The sequence below is a fragment of the Methanoregula sp. genome, from assembly GCF_050010295.1.
Classification (GTDB): Archaea; Halobacteriota; Methanomicrobia; order Methanomicrobiales; family Methanospirillaceae; genus Methanoregula.
Genome location: NZ_JBEKLH010000007.1, coordinates 27,067 through 44,448 on the forward strand (window position 1 = coordinate 27,067; position 17,382 = coordinate 44,448).

A 17,382-nucleotide genomic window follows, 5' to 3' on the forward strand; every position below is an offset into this window, starting at 1 on the left:
GGATTCATTCGCCGCTCTCCGGGAGAAGAGCCAGGGGTTCTCTCTGTATCTCTGTCCGTGCATGTCTCGTCTCCCACCATTCGGTGAACCTGCCCATGAGGGAGAGGATAGCGGGCATGATGAATATGGCCCCGCAGAGGGAGAAGCCCACAGCGATGAGGGTAGAGACGCCGAAGTTGCTGGTGATGGGGAAATTGGAGAGGCAGAGGGCCGAGAAGCCAAAGAAGGTGGCGAGCCCCGAGACCGTGATGGCGGTCCCGATCCTGTTCACGCTCTCCTGGATAGCAGCGATATGGTCATGGAGCCGCTCCTCCTCCTCGCTGTACCGTTCCATCACGAGAATGGTGTACTCGGAAGCAACGCCGATGGTCATCGACCCGAGCGTAGCCGTAAGCGGGGTGTACGCAATGCCCAGCACGTACATCGCCACCGAGTTCCATCCCACGATCAGGATGATGGGGACAAGGGGCGAGATGGCGTGGACATGCCGGTAGACCAGCACCAGGAAGACGAAGATGAGGGCAAACCCCAGGCCGGTCATCTCCTCTTTTGAAGAGGTCAGGCCGCCGATGAGCGCGGTCATGATATCGAAGCTCCCCACGGGCTGGACCGTGATACCCTGCGGGGGCTGGAGGAACGCGACGTCACCGACCATCTCTTCCTTGAGGTCTTCCTCCTGGGGGATCTGGAGGCTGACCGTCCCGAAGTGTATGACGCCCCGCATCGACCCGCTGAGGTACTGGTCTTTCACGCCCTGGGGTATCCTGTCAAGGATGGCATCGAGCTGGCTCTGGGTCCCGGGCATCACGCCGCCATTGTAGTCCAGGATATAGGTCACGATACTGGTGGCGGAGGTAAGGTCGGGGTTGGTGGCAAGCTCGTGGTCCTGGAACTGTTTGATCCATCTCACCGTATCGAGGTCCGTGACCCGTGCGCCCTCGACATAGAAGTCTGCCGTACTCGCTGCCCCGATGACCCGTGTCACCTTGTCCATCAGGATCTTTGCCGGCATGTCGCTCGGGACAAAGTTGTTCTGGTCTGCCTGGATGGGGATAATCGGGTCGAGCTGGAACCCGATCACGGCGATGAGAATTGCGACCACCAGGATTGGGATCGGGTTCTTTGCGATCCTGACCGAGGTTTCCGTCAGGAACTGGCCATAGGACCAGCCCTTCTTCTTTGGCGCAGGGAGGGTGCTGCAGGCATCCTCGCCGACCGCATAGCAGACCTCGGGGGCCTGCGGTTTGGGCTTGTAGTTTATGACGTGGGCGACTGCCGGTATGCCCACGAGCGAGATGCAGTAGCAGCTCATGATGCCGATCATGGCCACCAGCCCGAAGGACTGGATCATGGGGACGGCGGAGATGAACATGGCAGAGAATCCCAGCGAGGTGGCAAGCATCGCGTACATCACGGCCGGCCCGGTCCGGGTGATGGTCGTGAAGACAGCATCGTCGAGCGACCCTTTCCGGGACTCCTCGTCCAGCCGGGCGTGGAACTGGATCGCGTAATCGATCCCGAGGCCGATCATGACCGGGAATGCCCCGAGTACCGCCATATTGAGCTGGATACCGGCAAGCCCCATCAGGCCGAGGGCGGTTGTCAGGCCGAGTCCCACAAACACGACCGGCAGGAACCGGTAGCTGACATAGGAGAACAACAGTCCCATGACAATGATCATCAGCACCATGGCGCCGCCGATCAGCACCCCCATCGAAGAGCTCATTGCCGCTCTCATCTGCGTCGTGAATGCGGGAGTGCCGGAGATGGAGACGGTCACACCGGTCGGTGGATCGGACTGGTCGACCAGCTGCTGCACAGTGCTCAGGACCGCGGCTTCCGTGCTGTCCGTCAGGCCGTTATCGAGTCGTACCCGCACGAGGGTCAGGACATTCGACGGTACCGCGGTTGCACGGGTTGCGGGCGGGATCTCGTTCACCAGCGAATCGATCTCCCCTTTTGACTGGGGCAGGACCCCGCCGTTCTCGCTTTTCAGGATATCGACGACACTTTCGGCACCGGCAATGTGCTGCTGCTGCCGGATGTCACCCTCGAGCCGGTCGATGTATTTGAGCACGGCCGGGTTGAGCGGGTCGCTCGTGTCGACGATCAGGATGATGGAGTCCGCGTTGAACGTCTGGGTATACTGGTTATCGACGATACCCTCCGGAGAGTTCCTGTTCAGGTAGGTATCGTTACCGGTCTGCATGGTGATCATCGTCATGCCCACCAGGGCAATGAGAATGACCAGGCCGATGATGCCGACTACCAGTCTGGGCCGGTGGTTTACAAACCGCGCGATTGAACTGAAGATCTGATCGATCATGGTAATCCTTTATCGCAGGCAGGCGCTGCCCGGGAACAACGGGGGGTTCACTGGTTCCGGACCCGCCGTGAATAGACGAAGTATCCGAGAGACGCAAGAATACCGATGACTACGATCAGCCCCAGCAGGCCGGGGAGGCCCAGCACATTGACAATGGTCCTGGACGGTACGACCTGGACATTGACCTTGAGCGGATCGGAGGTGATCTCGTTGTCGAGGGAATCACGGTACATGACCTCGGAATCGAGGCCGTATTCCTTGACCGTGGCACCGGAATCCAGCGCGACCTCGTAGGATGCCTGCCGGATATCGCCCGGGGCCATGGTACCGAGGAAGGCAGTATCATCGTTGCTGGTGAAGGGATCGACCGCGCTGATCCGTGCCTGGGCGTTATACGCCGTTGCACTGCCGGTGTTCCGGAACGTGACCGTGATCACGGACTTCGCCCCCGGCGACATGGTGGCCGTTACCGGTGTCACGATGAACTGGATCTTTCCGCCGACCGGTACCCCGATGGTCTCGGACGCGGAATTGACATAAACGCCGTCGGAATTCTTGTAATTGACCAGCACGTCAAGCGGGTAGGTCTTCTGCTGGGCGTCGTCCGAGACCATGAGCCGGAACGTGCAGTTTGCCACCGCACCGACCGGGAAATCGCCGATAAAGAAGCTCCCCTCCGTGGGCGAGAGCGGGCTCTGGGCGGGCTGCTGGATCATCATGACCGCGTTCCGGCCGTCCTCGTACCCGGTATTCCTGAGGCTCAGGGTGACATAGCCTTCATTTCCCACGTTGAGATCCTGCGTGTTGACCGACATCACCGTGATCTGGACATCGGATTTGATCTCTATCGGGACCGTCACGTTCTGGTTGACCGTCTTGTACGTATACGAGAGGGTATCCGTCCCGTACTGGTTGGCGGCGTAGAGGTACGTGTAGTTCAGCGAGACCGGCAGGTTGTAGGTGCCTGCCGGGGCATCCTGGTTGATCGTGATGTGGAACGTCGCCGTCACGCTCGAACTGGCGCCAAGATCCCCCACCAGCTGCGGGTCCGACTTGACAAGGAGAGGGGCATCGGCGGCTCCCAGGCTTACGGTGAGCTGCTTGGCCGTATTGGAAAGGTCCCCGGGATCGATTATCGTTGATTTGACGATCTTGAACTGGTTGGTCCCGCTGTTCTCGATGGCGATCGGTACATTGAGATCATCCCCGGGTGAAAACTGGTTGGTCCCGGCGATATGCGCTGAAAGTTCCGGGCTTCCGGCCATGTACCGGCTTCCGGTATCGTCAGCGAGTGCTGGCGCGGCCAGCAGGATCACTGCCACCGCTGCAAGGCACAGGCAGACATATCCCCTCCTGCTGCCCGCTGCACAGGTCCCCTGTACTTTGCAGGTGGGCACCGACCTTAGTTTCTCTGCTTTTTCTCCGATTATTTCGCTCATGCTGGTCCTCAGTTATGGTTCAAACATCTGAACTGCAGGTTTCAGCGTTCCTTAACAGAACACATCTTCTCACTTATTGCGTATCCTGACCAAAAAAAATAATCGTTCCGAAAATTTTTCCGGCTTCCTTTTGGGATTACGTCTTCTTTTTCATCAGTCTCTACTCTGGCCCGGGATGATCCTCCTACCCTTCGGAGTGAGCCGGACAAAAATTGCGATCATTGTACCGGGCCTGATATCCGACGCAATGGAGGGAACAGGGTCCTGCATGATCATCTGATGCTGAAAAATCATTCATATATTTCACCATTTTTCATTAACTCATTTCCCTATTTTATGTACTGGCTTACCGGTTATCATTTTTAATATTTAAAGAATTCTTTAATGAACCATACACATAATTTATATATAACGATTATAAATAGCTCATCCCCCTCTTGGTCTTCGTGCCCGCCATCCCGGTGCAGACCGGTATGATGCAGGACTTCCGGAACGAACTGACGCTCATCAAAAAGGCGGTCAGAAAAATTTCGTGGAATGCACCGGGATCGCAAAAGATTTTGGCAGGAACAAGAACACGATCGGTATCTTGAAATCCTGCTCATTACAGGAGAGCCAGGGATGCGGGCGTACGGGATGGCAAAGGCATGACGATCATCCTCGAAGAAGTGACGGAGCACGTACCTGACGAGCGCAGGATCCGGGAGAACGAGGAACGGCAGTGGATAGAGAAGAAAAATGGGATGTAATTCCCGTGAACGAGAAAAGTCAGTGGACCAGATCCTGGAGCGCATCAATACGCTCGCGCAGGATCTTCTCCCGCTCTGCAAAGTCCGTGATATCTGATATCGTTATGTAGGAGCTGATGATATTCCCGTTTTTTGCAGCAGTGATTTTTCCGTGAATATAGCGATGCATGCCATCTTTCCGTGGTAGCCAGATCTTGAATTCACCCGGGGTAGGCGAATCGGGCTTGACGCTTCTGAAGATCTCCTCAATCCTGTTCATATCCGTCACCGGGACAATTCCTGAATCAGCTGCTGCCTTTTCATGCTGTGCCAACAGGGTGCCGTGAAGGCCCATCTCGGCCATCTCATCAGCGGAATAGCCAGTGATCTCCTTGATGCGACGGTTGGAGAAGACAATTTTATCATTTTCTACAATGATGAGTCCGTCCTGGATGTTATCAGCCATCGTCCTGAACCGCTGTTCGCTTTCACGCACCCTGGACCCCTGGGTCTTGAGCTCCGTCATATCCGTCAGGATGATAAAATTATAGTAGGTATCATGGTGCCGTACTCCGCTGATACGGGCATAGACAAAACGCCGCTCTTTATCCTTCCTGATAATCCATATCTGGAGATCCCCGGGCTTGTCGGGGTGGGCCTCAAAATCCTGGATCTGTTCTGCTGCTTTCTCGTGAGATTCCGGTGCGATGATCGTAAGAGGGTCCATGGCCCACATTTCGTCGTGGGAATACCCGGTGATTTCAGCGATACGGTTATTTGCATATATCGTTTTACCTTTTTCCATAATGATGAGTCCGTCCCGGATGTTATCAGCCATCATCCGGAACCGCTCCTCGCTTTCCCGTATTTCTCTCTCGGCAAGAATATGTTCCGTAACATCTTCGAGGATCAGCGTGATGCCGTTTCTCCCATCCTCAAAAACCGTCGGGACGTACTTCTGATGGAAGATCCTCTCCCCCTTGTCTTTGACATGGAAGGTGACCGTGCTCTCTTGCTCTCCCCAGTTGGTTGTAATAGTATCGAGAAGCTCATGGACATCCACTTCTGGTGACTGCAGGTGCGAAATATTTTTTCCAAGAGTATCTTCACGCGATAGCTGCAGGAGGTGCAGAAAATGGTCGTTGGTATCGATGATCCGTGACTCGTTGTCCAGCACCATGATGAGTTCTTTTGAGTAACTGAGCATCGCCGAAAGGGGCACCCGCTGGGTGATCGTATAGACTTTTGCCATACCATAGGCCCGCATATCCACCTGTCCGGAAATGAGCAGGATATCGAGGTACCTCCCGATGGTGTTCTTGTTCTTCTTCAATGCTTTTGAGATGTCGGTTACACTCATCCCGTTGGGATTTCTCTTGAGAAGATCTTTTATGGCTATGAGTTCCTTCTGGTAATCCTGCATCATAATGGTGTGGGACCCCGAATCCCGCGCAGATGATTAGTATGAACACGGAGATTATAATTGTTATGAATAATCAAAATGTATAATCAATATAGATTGATTTTAAATAGTATAAAATCCTTCTTCTATTGTATAGGGTACGAATATGTGGCAGCCCTATTGGAGAGACATACGATGAAAATCTGGAGATTTACACTATGGTAACTGAATCAATCGACATAATTTCCCGTGGTCTGGACAATACAATGGCGGTACTTCCTGCCATTGTCGGTGCTCTGATCGTTCTTCTTATAGGATGGATTGCCGGACGCCTCCTCGGAAAGGGAGTACGTATCCTCCTGGATAAAGTGACTGCTGCCCCGGTTATCGGGGATTCAGATTTCGGTAAATCGGTCACGAAATCCGGAATCACCATAGGATATCTTGGAGATATTGCCGTTCGGTGCATTGTCTACCTGATTGCCATTCTTGCCGCAGTCAATATCCTCAACCTTGACTATCTCAGCCAGTTTATGATGAAGGTCATCGAGTATATTCCCCACGTTCTCGCCTTCATAATCATTCTCGTGGTCGGTGTGATCCTGACAGATTACTTTATCGACATGTTCCAGGTTTACTCCCGGAATTCGAAGATAGAGCTGTTCAGCCCGGTACTGGTCCTGATCCGCCTGTTCCTGTACTTTGTCGTTATCATACTGGCACTTTCCCAGCTGATGCTGGATCTCACCATCATCTATACATTCGTTACGCCAATTGCATGGGGCATTGGCATCGGCCTCGGGGCCTCGATCGCTATTATCGTCTGGTTCGGTATGAAGAACCGGAGCGAGGAGATCATGAACAAATTCATAGAGGCAATAACAAAATAGGTGGAGTAACCCCCTCAGTATCTCTCGGTCGTTAACGGGATGAAACCGGTAAAATGATTATCCAGGGGTGGTAAAGAAGGGCTCATCTGCCCTCATCGTCATCACCCCTCTTCCGGTGAAAATTATCAAAATACACCGGATCAGGATTTTTGAGTTCTCCTCAGAACGCAGTTTGCCCTCGTATGAATGAAATTTGAAAGGAGAGTCAGGCTGACCGGGAAATTACCGAACTGGAGGAACGGCATTGGCCAACGATATTATCATGAATGGACTTGTGGCAACATACCTTGCATCCCCTCAGGGAAAGACAATGATCTCTAGCTATCTCTCATCAGCTGAGGGACAGGTATCGGTCAGAGAGTATCTCGCTACTCCAGAGGGGAAACGAACCGCCAAGATGATTCTCCCCCTGTTAATGGAGGAAGTTGATGTACCGGACAGCGTCAGGATCTCGGTTTATGATGCAATCAACAGGAAATCGCGAACTGACTGGAACACGCATCAATTGCCTGAATCATGATCTCTCTGCCGTCGGCACTCTTGCGAGGACAGGATATGACTCTCCCGGAAAAGAATCCCGCGAAACCTCGGGTTCAGTAAGTCAGATCACGATGAGACACTCCCGATCGGACAACCTGTCTTGAGTAGAGGATCACCGAACAAAAAAGTAAACAACGGAGATCGCAGAATGAAAAAGACCTGTATGCAGCTCATCTTTCTTGCCATGGTTGCGCTTATTTTGTCCCCCTTTTCTGTCACTGGCCAGAGTACAACGAATTCTACTGTCGTTCCGATAACTAGCGGGGCAAGTGCAGAATCATCCCCGGCCACTCAGGGAACTCCAAATACGACCGCAACAAATCAGTCAACTCCGGCCATCACTGCAACAACTCAGGGAATTCTGAACATGACCGCAACAACTGAGGTAAATATCACGCAGACGATTCCGGTAACGACAACTTTACTGCCCGCTCCAACGACTGAACTGGTGCCTGCAACGACACCGGTGACCCCGGTTCCCACCGCATCTCCGATCACGCAGGCATCTGTCGGAAACATCACGGTCGCATCATCACCTTTGGGTGCGAGCATCCTCATTGATGCGGTATATTATGGTACTACTCCAGGAAACATTACCGGTATTCCCGCAGGAAACCATATAATCAGACTGACACTGAGCGGGTACTATGATTATGAAGGAACGTTTTCCGCTCTGCCCGGCCAGGTCACCAATGTATTCGGCACGCTTCCCCCCTTGACCGGGTCTTATATCCAGCCTTCGGCAACTCCTGGAACCCCCGCCCCGGTAACCACAACCGTGCCGGCTGCGACGGTGCAGCCCACCCAGACATCTTCGGGAGGTGTACTTGAGAACCCTTCGGTTATTGCGGCGATTATCGGGATTATTACGGCAGGCATTGGGGCAGGAGCGACGATCTTCACGCATATCTCGAAAACGAAAAAGGAGTGATGCGTCTACGGCTTCACAGGGTTACTCTAGAATGAGAAGGGTGGGGGTACTGCCACGTAGGGGGCCCCTCCTACTCGTCCTGGAATGCGCCATCGTGGAGCCAGATATGGTTGAGCTGTTCCCTGAACAGCCCCTCATTTTTCCGCGGGCGGATGATCTTTGCAGGTATTCCTGCAACGACCGCATTGGGAGGAACATCTTTTGTCACGATGGCACCCCCGGCTACGATGGCGCCTTCGCCGATGGTCACGCCCGGAAAGATCATCGCTCCGGTGTAGATCTTCGCATAATCTCCAATAACAACCGGGGCATAGGTACGTTCTGCATGGTTGGATTCTGAGTGCGTATGGGTGAAGATCCGGACGAATTCCCCGATCCCTGCTGCATCCCCGATCGTGACACCCCCTTTTGAATCAATAAATGTCCCTGCATTGATGAACACATCGTCACCCGCGGATATGAGCTGCCCGAAATTGAACCGGATGGCTGCCTCTGCACAGAAATTTTTTCCGCAGTGCAGGAAGAGCTTTTTTGCAAGTATGCGGCGGAAAGGAATTGCGAAGTTCGCAGCAAGAGAATGGGGCGTGCGTTCAGATGCATCCCAGAGGAAATGAAGGAACCGTTGTTCATCGGAGATCGTGACCTCGCCGGGTTTCGGGAGGTAGTCACTGTACAATCTCATACGGGTGAGGAATTGTTCATCGACATTGGCCAGTCCGATCATACCAAGGATGGTAAGCGTCCCGGCACGGTCGGGACCCGTATTCACAATCTCATCAATGGTATCGAGCTGACGGGGGATGGTATCGCAGGACTCTGGCATACTCACCATTCATCCATGGGTCACATAAACCACACCGTTGGTTCTACAAAAATCATCAGACACCGGGGGTGCGCCATTTTTACAACGGAGATCGTTCCCATAAACGTGCGGTACGATGAGACGATCTCACCGGGAAATTATCGTCAGGAAACCGGTAATTCAGATCATTTTATCGTAAAAGATGATCCATTGTCAGCACGTGAAAGCATATAACGTGATGTAACGTATAACGTACAATGTCACTCGTTATGTATCATGCACACATGTATCATGCCCTCCCGTTCGCAGGGCCGGTCCTGATGATCGCTGTCTGGATAGTACAACTGGTCATCGCTTTTTTCATCTACCGGGATGCAAAAGAACAGAAGATGCTTGTACCGGTCTGGGTCATTCTCGCGATCCTGCCTGTGTTCGGGTATCTTGTCGACGTGCTCTACCTGATAATCCGGGAGCTCCGCACTGCCCGGAAGACCGTAAATCCCCCTGTCTCTCCATAACCTGAATGAGCCGCGAGGATTTCATCGTACAAAATTTTTCATTGTTCACCATGGGATCGTGGTAAGATACGAAACTGTACTCATCCCCTTTAACCATGAGAGTATTGTACCGGGTACGACCTGTTCTGATCCACCGGTGAACTAACCGGTTATGATCCCGTGTGTCGAACCTGCGTATGACCGGTTTCAGCGTATCCGGTGGTACCATGTCCACCCGTCCCTCGGCCGGAAGGAAACTGTTCAGGGCGCAGGAAGGCAACAAACCCCGCCTGCCGGGAAAATTCAACCGGAAGATCGGGATCGCTCCGCTATGTCCGCTCATTCCGGGCAACAGGGCCGGAAATCCCGTGATTTTAACACATCTCTTTATCGTGTCTCCAGCCAAGTAAGCATCCTCCTTATGCAATCTCCTGAAAAAAAGATACGAATAATCCGTGACAAGTTGAGCAGGATCGGCATCGGGGAAAAGGGCCTCGACGATACAGCCATCCTCGCATTGTACAGCATCAACACCTGCGGCAACCTGTGTGCAGCTCCCAGGATCCCGTAACCACGGTCCTCACTCCGGGCGGAACAGCCGGCCTTTGAGAGGATAGATCATCATCATCTTTCCCTCGATCTCGCAGGAAAATAGGATCCAATAAGAAAACAAAAGGTCTGTTACCGGCACCCCGGCCATGGATGGCACACCCGTCACGGGCACGGGCGTCATGACTGTTTTTAAGCCTGATCTCAATATGGTACACAGGAAAACTGGGGGCTGATCCTCAACAAAACGCCCGGTACCCCCGGCAGTTACTCCCGCACCTGCATCTTCCTGCCGCATACCGTGCACTGGTAGACGGCGTCCCCACGCCCGTCTGCCCATACCCGCCGCATCGGCGTCTCGTCATGGTTATGGTTACACGTAGGTGTCCTGGGTTCTGACATGGTTACACTCTCCAGATAAAAATGGATTGCTGTCTACCGGGATTTATTCGTATTGTACAGTCCTGCACCCGTTTAATAAATTCCTGTTCCGTGTATTTCCGTCCTGCTCTCCCGGCACCCCCTGCCGGTGCCGGGAGTGATCCGGGGAAGAAAATCACTCGTTTTCAGCCTGGAAAAACAGCGTGCCTGTCAGCCCGGCCGGTAAATACGGGAGAAGATCATATCGTGCTGGTTTTTATATTACTCCACCGCAACGTGAAAAGCACAGATTCAGGTGTTTTGAATGGAGTATGGAACCATGGTTTGTGAGTCCTTTGCCTACGCGAAGGACGCAGTGATCGGAAAATGGAAGCAGTGGCTGTTGCTCATCGTCGCAACGATCCTCCTCTGCCTCCCGCTTCTGGGATATACCGTAAAAGTCCTCCGCGGCGAGAGACCGGCACCGGGGGTCAGCGGCTGGGGCGCGCTCTTCATCGACGGGATCAAGTACCTGGTCATCTCCCTCATCTACGCCATCCCGGCCCTCGTCATCCTGTTCGTCACGATCGGTTCGGGTGCCATTGCAGCGGCAGTCAGCAACCCCGCTGCATCGATGAACATCCTCGGCGGTGTTCTCTTCGGTCTCCTGATCTTCATTGTCGTGGCGTTCATCTGCTCCCTCTACGGGACCATCGGCCTGATCCGGTTCGCCCGCACGGGAAGCATGGGCGAGGGGTTCAACTTCGCCGCAATCCAGGAGACGATCGGGAAGATCGGGTGGGGTGCGTACGTCGTCGCGCTCATCATCATGGGTATCATCCAGATGATCATCGCGCTCATCTTTTCATCCATCACCTCGGTCGTCATGCCGGTCGGCCTCCTGATCGAGCTGGTCTTCCTTGCGCCGGTGACGCTCTTCGAGGCACGCTACCTCAGCCTGCTCTACGACGCTGCCGGGACAGTGTAACTTTTTTTTTAGAAAAAAATTCTCAGTCCGGTCTTCCGGACTTCTTCATCTCGTCCTGGTACAGGATATAGGAATACACAACGGTATATGCGGCGACCGCAAGGACCGGTACGAGGATGAACCAGAGTGCGTAGCGCCCGGCCAGCACTCCCGCAAGGCAGATGAGACCGGCAATTTTGAAGAGTTTTCCCCCGGCCTCGTGCGTCTTTTTCCAGACCGTTTCGCTGCTCAGTGTCCACGGCGTGCGGATGCCGACGAACCAGTTTGGTTCCGCGTGCCCGATGAGAAAACCGACATAGATGACGAGTATCCCGGTAAGGAGGGGGAATGTCAGGTTCGGGCTCACCGGGTATCCCGTATTCCAGAGGATGATCTGGAGCTGGACCACCAGCATGTACAAGGTGAACAGGAGGACAAAACCATCGTAATACCGCTGGAATTTTTCATAGTTCTTCCGGAGCGGGTCGATGCGGGGGATCAGGGCGAACAGCCCGGCAAAACCCGCCATGATAAGGGGGACGATGGCAAGGCCCCATGACTTTGCCGCATGGCCGTTGACCTGCCCGGCACTATCCCAGTGGGAGGCCATCGTATCCGGGACAGCGGGATACAAGGCGATCGTAATACCGAACGTGACAAGGATCACGGCGATGACGGCGAACCCGGTGAGTTTCATCACATCCAATGGGAACTGATCCCCCAATAAGGTAATGCCGGCAGCCCTGCCGGAAGAGAGGCGGGAAAGGTCCGGGCTCGCTGCCGGGTAACGGGAGGCCGGGGCCCGGGTAATCCCTGCTTCCCGCCACGGGTGCTGCCGGTACCCGCGGCCTGCACTTTCACCCCCTGCCTGCCTGATCCTTATCCCCTGCACCGGCCCACGGGTGTACGGTGACAGTATGCGGACTATGGAACTGGACGGGGTCATCCGAAGGTGGAAGAAGACCACCCGGGCGCTGAAGATCCATGAGAAGGAATACGGGAAGTATCTCACGGACATCCTTGAGAAACGGACGGATGCAGAACTGGCACTGTTCAACGACCCGGTCGAAGCCGCGGCATTCTTCTGCCTGCTTGATATTGCACGGCGGACGTTCGAAACGGGACCACGTCCTGCATACAGGAACCTCTCCAGCGGTTGTGTGTCCGGTCCTGTTACCCAAGAGCGTGACGCACCTGCCCCGGACACGTGCTGCCCAGGCCAGCGGTAAAGGAATAAGAAAAAGTGCTCCCCGGAGGAATGCTCAAAGAAATACTACGACGCTCCCGGGGGCTCCGGCACTTCATGCTCCCGCCCCCGTCGCTGTGGTATCCCCCCTAGGAGGATAGTTCCTCAGAATGTTCGCGAAAAAAATCCTGAGAAAAAAGAGAGATAAAAGGGGGGTCAAGGGGGTGCTCCCCTTGGGTTGCTTCCCCCTCTGGGGGAGAGAGGGGGTCACCCTCATTAAGATGAGAAGAAATGGGCTCCCTACCGGCCCGGCTTTTTGTAGACCTTCTCCGGGTCAAACACTTTCGTCCCCACGACATTCCCGTCAAGCGTGCGGTAGAAGCAGGATGCGTAGCCCATGTGGCAGGCGGCGCCCGTCTGCACCACCTCGTAGATCAGGCAGTCGTCGTCGCAGTCGGTGAGGATCCTCTCCACCTTCTGGAAGTGGCCGCTCTCCTCGCCCTTCTTCCAGAGTTTCTTCCTGCTCCGGCTGTAGTAGTGGGCAAAGCCGGTCTCCCGTGTGAGCCGTACGGCCTTTTCGCTGGCATAGGCCATCATCAGCACCTCGCGGCTTTTCGCATCCTGCACGATCACCGGGATGAGCCCGTCCTGGAATTTCAGGTCCGGCATGCCGTCTTCAGGCCCCCGTGAAGATCTTCATGATCGCAAAGAGGAAGTCCCCGAAGACGACCGCCGTCACAAAACCCGCGGTGATGGGGATGATGAACGGGACCGCGTACGAGATCCAGACGCTCCCGGCTTTCCGGTACATGTCCAGCTCCTTCCCGAATTTTTCGGGATGCTCCCTGAGGTCCTTAGTGTAGACCCTGTCCGTCCCGGCATACATCCTCCGGACGGAGTCCCAGAAACCGATGAACTTCCTCCGGACGGTTCCCTCCTTCTCCTCAAAGTCTTCCATCACGAAGCCCCACGATTCCTGGATCTTCCCCCCGCTGACAGGGAAGCCGAAGAACAGGTACATCAGCGGTGCCCGGTTTCTTCGGGCGAGGTTGATGGCAAGGATAGCGAGCGGTGTCACGAGGTTGAGCAGCAGGGCATTGATCAGGACCGAGAACGAGAGGAATCCGATCGGCGGGCTCCCGAGGATCGGCACGAAGGGAAAGACCGGGACGCAGAACGAGATGAAGATGAGCGCCCACGCGTCCGCCCCTCCAAAGAAGTGCATCCTGCCGAAGACATAGAAGACCCCGCAGAAAATTGCCGGCAGGAGGATGAGGAGTGCCGGGGCCCCCCATCCGTTGGTGCCATAGAACATCATGACTGACGTGATGGCATAGATGATAACGATCAGCACAAAATACCAGCGGCTGAGCACGTCCTCGACATTGGACTCAGCGACATTGCGTTTCGGTTTTTTCTTCCCTGCAGGCCGGTCCCTGTACTCCGTATACGTCATATAGCCGAAGATCCCGGCAAACATTGCGAACCACGGAATGATCTGGACGTTCAGGGCGGGTGCAAGGACAAACCACGAGATGACGGGAAGAACGAGGACGAGGGCGAAGTACCAGAAGAGCGATGACTTCCGGTAGTAGAGCGTGAGGCCCGGCGAGTCCGTCCTGCCCCGGTTATCGAGGTAATCTGCATACAGGAAACTTGCGACAAGGGAGAGGAACCCGGCCACCAGGCTCCCGTTGGAGGTTCTCTCCCACAGGAGGAAACAGGTGCAGACAATACCTACCGCGAGCATCGGCATCCAGGTGATGAATGGCACGCGCCGGTCCCTGATATCGAGATACGAGGCATAGACCAGGGTGGCAAGGACCGCAACCGCCGAGATCGCCATGGGGTAGAATACTTCCATAAATCCATACTGATCTCTTTTCCCGAGCACTTATGCATGGCGATGGAGAGGCGGCCGGCACCGGCCGCCCACCGCACTTATATAATATCCGCTCGCGAATACTCCCTTGAACCAGGATCGCACGGCTGAAAAACCGGCCCCCCTGCTCCATACGACGGTAAATTTTGCATGAGAATCCAGGACCTGATCGAAAGTATTCTTAAAGGCTCACAATCTCTCGGTACGTTCACGCTCCCCGATCTGCTCAGGTTCTCAGGTGACGGGAGTGTGAGCGGTCTTGCCGTTGCAAAGGAGACGGAATATGAACTCTACCTTGCGCTTATCCGGGGGGAACCCGAAGGGGCTATCTATATCGACGGGAAGGGGGAACTGTACGGGGACAAGGCGCTCATACGGATCACCGGCCATGAAAAATTTGTACTCTACGACATCAAGCCGGATATTGTCGATGCCGTGGTCATGGGGTGCAGGATCTTCGAGAAGACGCACCTGGGGAAAAGCATCGCGTACGTTATACCCGAGATCGGGAAGAAGAGTTCGGGTATCGGGCTGCTTTCCTTGACCGTCCTCCGTGGCAGGGAATCCCAGAACGGCCTGCGGGTCTCGATACGGAAGGACGGCCAGATTGTCGGCAGCGATATCACCACGCAGGATGGCAGCGCCGGCTTCAGGGTCATGTACGGCGGGTATGACTGCATCGTCCAGGACCGCAACCAGGTGATCACTTCATTCCATATCACGTTCGATGAGACGGAAACGCATTTTGCCCTTGAACTTTAGCCTTCATTTCTGCTCCCGTTTCCTTTTTTATCCCGTTTCCGCAGGGCTGCCCCGCAGGATAAGAGAAATCCTTTAATTGGATTATGACAGAACACTCCACCATGAAGATCGGACGTGAAGACTTCGAGGCGCTTATGAGGGGTGAAAAGACCATCACCCCGTATATCGAGCTTGACCCTCTCGCCGGCGCTTATTCTGTTTTCGGCGTAAAAACCGCAAGCAACCCGAACTATCTCGTAAAAGCCATTTACGAAATGTACGAGACAAACCTCAACAGGAAACTTGCCGTGAAGGCGGTGCGCAAACTCTTCCGTTCGGTCGGGATGGGATCGGTAGGCCTGAATAACCTGCTGAAAAAACTCGGCATGGACTTACCACCGGCCGAGTTCCTGATGCTCGTCTTCAAGCTCCAGCACCAGCAGGGATGGGGTGCCCCGTTCGAGCTCCTCGAAGCCGGTGAGAAACGGGTCGTCCTCCGCACGAAGCACACCTTCGAGTCCGAAGTCTTAAAGGACTGGAACATGCCGGTCTGCGGGATCCACCAGGGCTGGATCGAAGGTGTCCTGAAAGCGGTGACCGGGAAAACGTGGTTCTGTCTTGAGAAGGCCTGCCATGCAAAAGGCGACGAGTACTGCGAGTTTGTCGCCGACCAGGTGGAGCCGAGCTGGAAGTTCAAGGCGGAGGCTGTTGTCCGGGGCGATTCGGCTATCACCGAGTTCATCGAGCACAAGCCGCTCGAAGGCAAGATCCAGCTGATCGACGAGCCGGTGGTTATGATGCCGAGGTTCATCTTCACGTCGATGACGACCTCGCTCAAGAAGACCATGGGCGAGGCTCCTGCAAGCGGCGTCAACTACCGGGCCTACATGGACATGGGGAAGGAAAACGTGGAGCATTACAAGAAGATGGGCATAACCAACCCCAAGACGCTCTCCGATATGGCATTCACGTTCTACTCCCAGATGGGCTGGTTCAACGTGGTCAGGGAGGAATGGGACGAGAAGGCCAAGACCAAGACGATCACCCTCTCCCACACGGTCGAGTCGGAATCGTTTGGCAACACCGGCAGGAACGTCTGCTTCTGCACCGCCGGCCTCCTCGCGGGGATCATCGAGGGCTCGTTCGGGATACGGGTCCAGGCAAAAGAGGTAAAGTGCAAGTCCAGGGGAGACGAACACTGCGTCTTCTCGATCACCAACAAACCGGAATAAACTTTTTAAATACCTCCTCCGCACATTTTTATTTACGCGAAAAACGGATTCTCCATGGCGCCAATCCCACGCATCCTGATTGTGGAAGATGATGAGATTATCAGTAATTTGATCGCCATAATGCTGGAACACAAGGGGTACAGCATTGTTGGCAGGATCGGTTCCGGGGAAGAGGCGATCATCAAAGCCGCAGAGCTGGAGCCCGATCTCATCCTGATGGACATCAGCCTCAGCGGGAAGATGGACGGGATTACGGCAGCCCAGTATATCTTCCAGCTCTTCCAGATGCCGATTGTGTTCCTGACTGCCCACTGCGATGACAACCTGCTCGATCGTGCAAAGACTGCCCGGCCTCTGAGGTATATCCTCAAGCCCTTCACGGACAAGGAGCTCGGCTCGAACGTTGAACTCGCACTGCATAACCACCGGATCCGGAAGAAATATCTGGATGCCTACCCGATCGGCGAGCCCAGGAAGATCATGGCGATCCTCGCCGTTGTCCTCGTCCTCGACCCCAGGGGCAGGATCATCTTTTACAACCCCTATACTGCCAGGTTCCTCGACATCCCCGAAAAGGAGATCCTGACGAAGCACTGGCGTGAGGTCATGATGCTGACCAATGACCAGAGCGGCGAGGAGATTCCGGACCCGGTCCCTGAAGTCGTCAGGCAGATGCTCGTCGTAACCCACGAGTTCAATACTTCCGTAGTGACAAAATCCGGCAAGAGCAGGAATGTCGGGGTCACGGTCCGCCCGGTCAAGGATGAAAACCACGAGCTGATCGCGGTCCTGATGCATATCAAGGAAAAAACCCCGGGCCAGATCAAGATGGCGGCAGCCACGAAGTGAATGCCGGGGATCGTTTCCGGTGTACGATATCACTGTTCTGAAGGTAGTAAAAATCCCGTCC

General features: G+C 54.7%; 19 protein-coding genes. 11 read left to right on the forward strand and 8 right to left on the reverse strand.

The window, feature by feature from the left end; translation table 11 throughout:
* Positions 1–4 precede the first annotated feature (4 nt).
* The 3 genes from ABSB80_RS09520 to ABSB80_RS09530 all read right to left on the reverse strand — a co-directional run bounded on the left by ABSB80_RS09520 (position 5) and on the right by ABSB80_RS09530 (position 5,919).
* Positions 5–2,326, reverse strand: coding sequence for an efflux RND transporter permease subunit (locus ABSB80_RS09520; RefSeq protein WP_428370384.1), 2,322 nt, complete (start codon positions 2,324–2,326; stop codon positions 5–7).
* Positions 2,327–2,373: 47 nt separating this feature from the next.
* The gene (locus ABSB80_RS09525) at positions 2,374–3,765 is read right to left on the reverse strand and encodes a COG1361 S-layer family protein (RefSeq protein ID WP_428370385.1); all 1,392 of its coding nucleotides are present in this window, start codon (positions 3,763–3,765) and stop codon (positions 2,374–2,376) included.
* Positions 3,766–4,533: 768 nt separating this feature from the next.
* Positions 4,534–5,919: a PAS domain-containing protein gene (locus tag ABSB80_RS09530; RefSeq protein ID WP_428370386.1), complete on the reverse strand. Its 1,386-nt coding sequence runs from the start codon at positions 5,917–5,919 to the stop codon at positions 4,534–4,536.
* Between the two features lie 194 nt (positions 5,920–6,113).
* Between ABSB80_RS09530 and ABSB80_RS09535 the strand changes: the two genes are divergently transcribed.
* From ABSB80_RS09535 to ABSB80_RS09545, 3 genes are all read left to right on the forward strand, one after another.
* Positions 6,114–6,785, forward strand: coding sequence for a mechanosensitive ion channel family protein (locus ABSB80_RS09535; RefSeq protein ID WP_428370387.1), 672 nt, complete (start codon positions 6,114–6,116; stop codon positions 6,783–6,785).
* 262 nt (positions 6,786–7,047) lie between these two features.
* A complete protein-coding gene (locus tag ABSB80_RS09540; protein ID WP_428370388.1) occupies positions 7,048–7,305 on the forward strand; it encodes a hypothetical protein in 258 nt (85 codons plus the stop codon).
* Between the two features lie 168 nt (positions 7,306–7,473).
* Positions 7,474–8,256, forward strand: a complete 783-nt coding sequence (locus ABSB80_RS09545) for a PEGA domain-containing protein (protein WP_428370389.1) — start codon at positions 7,474–7,476, stop codon at positions 8,254–8,256.
* A 70-nt stretch (positions 8,257–8,326) separates the two neighbouring features.
* On the opposite strand, the gene ABSB80_RS09550 is transcribed toward ABSB80_RS09545, so the two are convergent.
* Complete coding sequence (locus ABSB80_RS09550) at positions 8,327–9,079, reverse strand: acyltransferase (RefSeq protein WP_428370390.1); 753 nt, start codon at positions 9,077–9,079, stop codon at positions 8,327–8,329.
* A gap of 236 nt (positions 9,080–9,315) precedes the next feature.
* Here ABSB80_RS09550 and ABSB80_RS09555 point away from each other — a divergent pair, with 236 nt between their 5' ends.
* From ABSB80_RS09555 to ABSB80_RS09565, 3 genes are all read left to right on the forward strand, one after another.
* On the forward strand, positions 9,316–9,576 hold the full coding sequence (locus tag ABSB80_RS09555; RefSeq protein WP_428370391.1) for a hypothetical protein: 261 nt from the start codon (positions 9,316–9,318) through the stop codon (positions 9,574–9,576).
* 206 nt (positions 9,577–9,782) lie between these two features.
* Positions 9,783–9,965: a hypothetical protein gene (locus ABSB80_RS09560; protein WP_428370392.1), complete on the forward strand. Its 183-nt coding sequence runs from the start codon at positions 9,783–9,785 to the stop codon at positions 9,963–9,965.
* Between the two features lie 11 nt (positions 9,966–9,976).
* Positions 9,977–10,126 (forward strand): hypothetical protein, encoded by a 150-nt coding sequence (locus ABSB80_RS09565; protein WP_428370393.1) that lies wholly within the window; start codon positions 9,977–9,979, stop codon positions 10,124–10,126.
* A gap of 245 nt (positions 10,127–10,371) precedes the next feature.
* Here the strand turns inward: ABSB80_RS09565 and ABSB80_RS09570 are convergent, their stop codons facing one another.
* A complete protein-coding gene (locus tag ABSB80_RS09570) occupies positions 10,372–10,506 on the reverse strand; it encodes a hypothetical protein (protein ID WP_428370394.1) in 135 nt (44 codons plus the stop codon).
* 283 nt (positions 10,507–10,789) lie between these two features.
* Here ABSB80_RS09570 and ABSB80_RS09575 point away from each other — a divergent pair, with 283 nt between their 5' ends.
* Entirely contained in the window at positions 10,790–11,452 is a 663-nt protein-coding gene (locus ABSB80_RS09575; protein ID WP_428370395.1) for a DUF4013 domain-containing protein, read from the forward strand.
* 22 nt (positions 11,453–11,474) lie between these two features.
* On the opposite strand, the gene ABSB80_RS09580 is transcribed toward ABSB80_RS09575, so the two are convergent.
* Positions 11,475–12,323: an SdpI family protein gene (locus ABSB80_RS09580; protein WP_428370396.1), complete on the reverse strand. Its 849-nt coding sequence runs from the start codon at positions 12,321–12,323 to the stop codon at positions 11,475–11,477.
* A gap of 25 nt (positions 12,324–12,348) precedes the next feature.
* On the opposite strand from ABSB80_RS09580, the gene ABSB80_RS09585 reads away from it, so the two are divergent.
* Positions 12,349–12,660: a hypothetical protein gene (locus ABSB80_RS09585; RefSeq protein ID WP_428370397.1), complete on the forward strand. Its 312-nt coding sequence runs from the start codon at positions 12,349–12,351 to the stop codon at positions 12,658–12,660.
* A 257-nt stretch (positions 12,661–12,917) separates the two neighbouring features.
* Here ABSB80_RS09585 and hisI read toward each other — a convergent pair whose 3' ends face one another.
* On the reverse strand, positions 12,918–13,286 hold the full coding sequence (gene hisI, locus ABSB80_RS09590; RefSeq protein ID WP_428370398.1) for a phosphoribosyl-AMP cyclohydrolase: 369 nt from the start codon (positions 13,284–13,286) through the stop codon (positions 12,918–12,920).
* Between the two features lie 7 nt (positions 13,287–13,293).
* Complete coding sequence (locus ABSB80_RS09595; protein WP_428370399.1) at positions 13,294–14,481, reverse strand: A24 family peptidase C-terminal domain-containing protein; 1,188 nt, start codon at positions 14,479–14,481, stop codon at positions 13,294–13,296.
* A gap of 168 nt (positions 14,482–14,649) precedes the next feature.
* On the opposite strand from ABSB80_RS09595, the gene ABSB80_RS09600 reads away from it, so the two are divergent.
* The 3 genes from ABSB80_RS09600 (at position 14,650) to ABSB80_RS09610 (ending at position 17,321) form a co-directional block, all read left to right on the forward strand.
* Positions 14,650–15,261: a hypothetical protein gene (locus ABSB80_RS09600; protein ID WP_428370400.1), complete on the forward strand. Its 612-nt coding sequence runs from the start codon at positions 14,650–14,652 to the stop codon at positions 15,259–15,261.
* A gap of 101 nt (positions 15,262–15,362) precedes the next feature.
* The gene (locus tag ABSB80_RS09605) at positions 15,363–16,472 is read left to right on the forward strand and encodes a V4R domain-containing protein (RefSeq protein WP_428370401.1); all 1,110 of its coding nucleotides are present in this window, start codon (positions 15,363–15,365) and stop codon (positions 16,470–16,472) included.
* Positions 16,473–16,526: 54 nt separating this feature from the next.
* Positions 16,527–17,321, forward strand: coding sequence for a response regulator (locus ABSB80_RS09610; RefSeq protein WP_428370402.1), 795 nt, complete (start codon positions 16,527–16,529; stop codon positions 17,319–17,321).
* Positions 17,322–17,382 lie beyond the last annotated feature (61 nt).

Bases quoted from the DNA above. Each gene is read 5' to 3' on its own strand.
- ABSB80_RS09520 (WP_428370384.1), bottom strand. From the start codon at position 2,326: ATGATCGATCAGATCTTCAGTTCAATCGCGCGGTTTGTAAACCACCGG.
- ABSB80_RS09525 (WP_428370385.1), bottom strand. From the start codon at position 3,765: ATGAGCGAAATAATCGGAGAAAAAGCAGAGAAACTAAGGTCGGTGCCC.
- ABSB80_RS09530 (WP_428370386.1), bottom strand. From the start codon at position 5,919: ATGATGCAGGATTACCAGAAGGAACTCATAGCCATAAAAGATCTTCTC.
- ABSB80_RS09535 (WP_428370387.1), top strand. From the start codon at position 6,114: ATGGTAACTGAATCAATCGACATAATTTCCCGTGGTCTGGACAATACA.
- ABSB80_RS09540 (WP_428370388.1), top strand. From the start codon at position 7,048: ATGAATGGACTTGTGGCAACATACCTTGCATCCCCTCAGGGAAAGACA.
- ABSB80_RS09545 (WP_428370389.1), top strand. From the start codon at position 7,474: ATGAAAAAGACCTGTATGCAGCTCATCTTTCTTGCCATGGTTGCGCTT.
- ABSB80_RS09550 (WP_428370390.1), bottom strand. From the start codon at position 9,079: ATGCCAGAGTCCTGCGATACCATCCCCCGTCAGCTCGATACCATTGAT.
- ABSB80_RS09555 (WP_428370391.1), top strand. From the start codon at position 9,316: ATGTCACTCGTTATGTATCATGCACACATGTATCATGCCCTCCCGTTC.
- ABSB80_RS09560 (WP_428370392.1), top strand. From the start codon at position 9,783: ATGTCCACCCGTCCCTCGGCCGGAAGGAAACTGTTCAGGGCGCAGGAA.
- ABSB80_RS09565 (WP_428370393.1), top strand. From the start codon at position 9,977: ATGCAATCTCCTGAAAAAAAGATACGAATAATCCGTGACAAGTTGAGC.
- ABSB80_RS09570 (WP_428370394.1), bottom strand. From the start codon at position 10,506: ATGTCAGAACCCAGGACACCTACGTGTAACCATAACCATGACGAGACG.
- ABSB80_RS09575 (WP_428370395.1), top strand. From the start codon at position 10,790: ATGGAGTATGGAACCATGGTTTGTGAGTCCTTTGCCTACGCGAAGGAC.
- ABSB80_RS09585 (WP_428370397.1), top strand. From the start codon at position 12,349: ATGCGGACTATGGAACTGGACGGGGTCATCCGAAGGTGGAAGAAGACC.
- hisI (WP_428370398.1), bottom strand. From the start codon at position 13,286: ATGCCGGACCTGAAATTCCAGGACGGGCTCATCCCGGTGATCGTGCAG.
- ABSB80_RS09595 (WP_428370399.1), bottom strand. From the start codon at position 14,481: ATGGAAGTATTCTACCCCATGGCGATCTCGGCGGTTGCGGTCCTTGCC.
- ABSB80_RS09600 (WP_428370400.1), top strand. From the start codon at position 14,650: ATGAGAATCCAGGACCTGATCGAAAGTATTCTTAAAGGCTCACAATCT.
- ABSB80_RS09605 (WP_428370401.1), top strand. From the start codon at position 15,363: ATGAAGATCGGACGTGAAGACTTCGAGGCGCTTATGAGGGGTGAAAAG.
- ABSB80_RS09610 (WP_428370402.1), top strand. From the start codon at position 16,527: ATGGCGCCAATCCCACGCATCCTGATTGTGGAAGATGATGAGATTATC.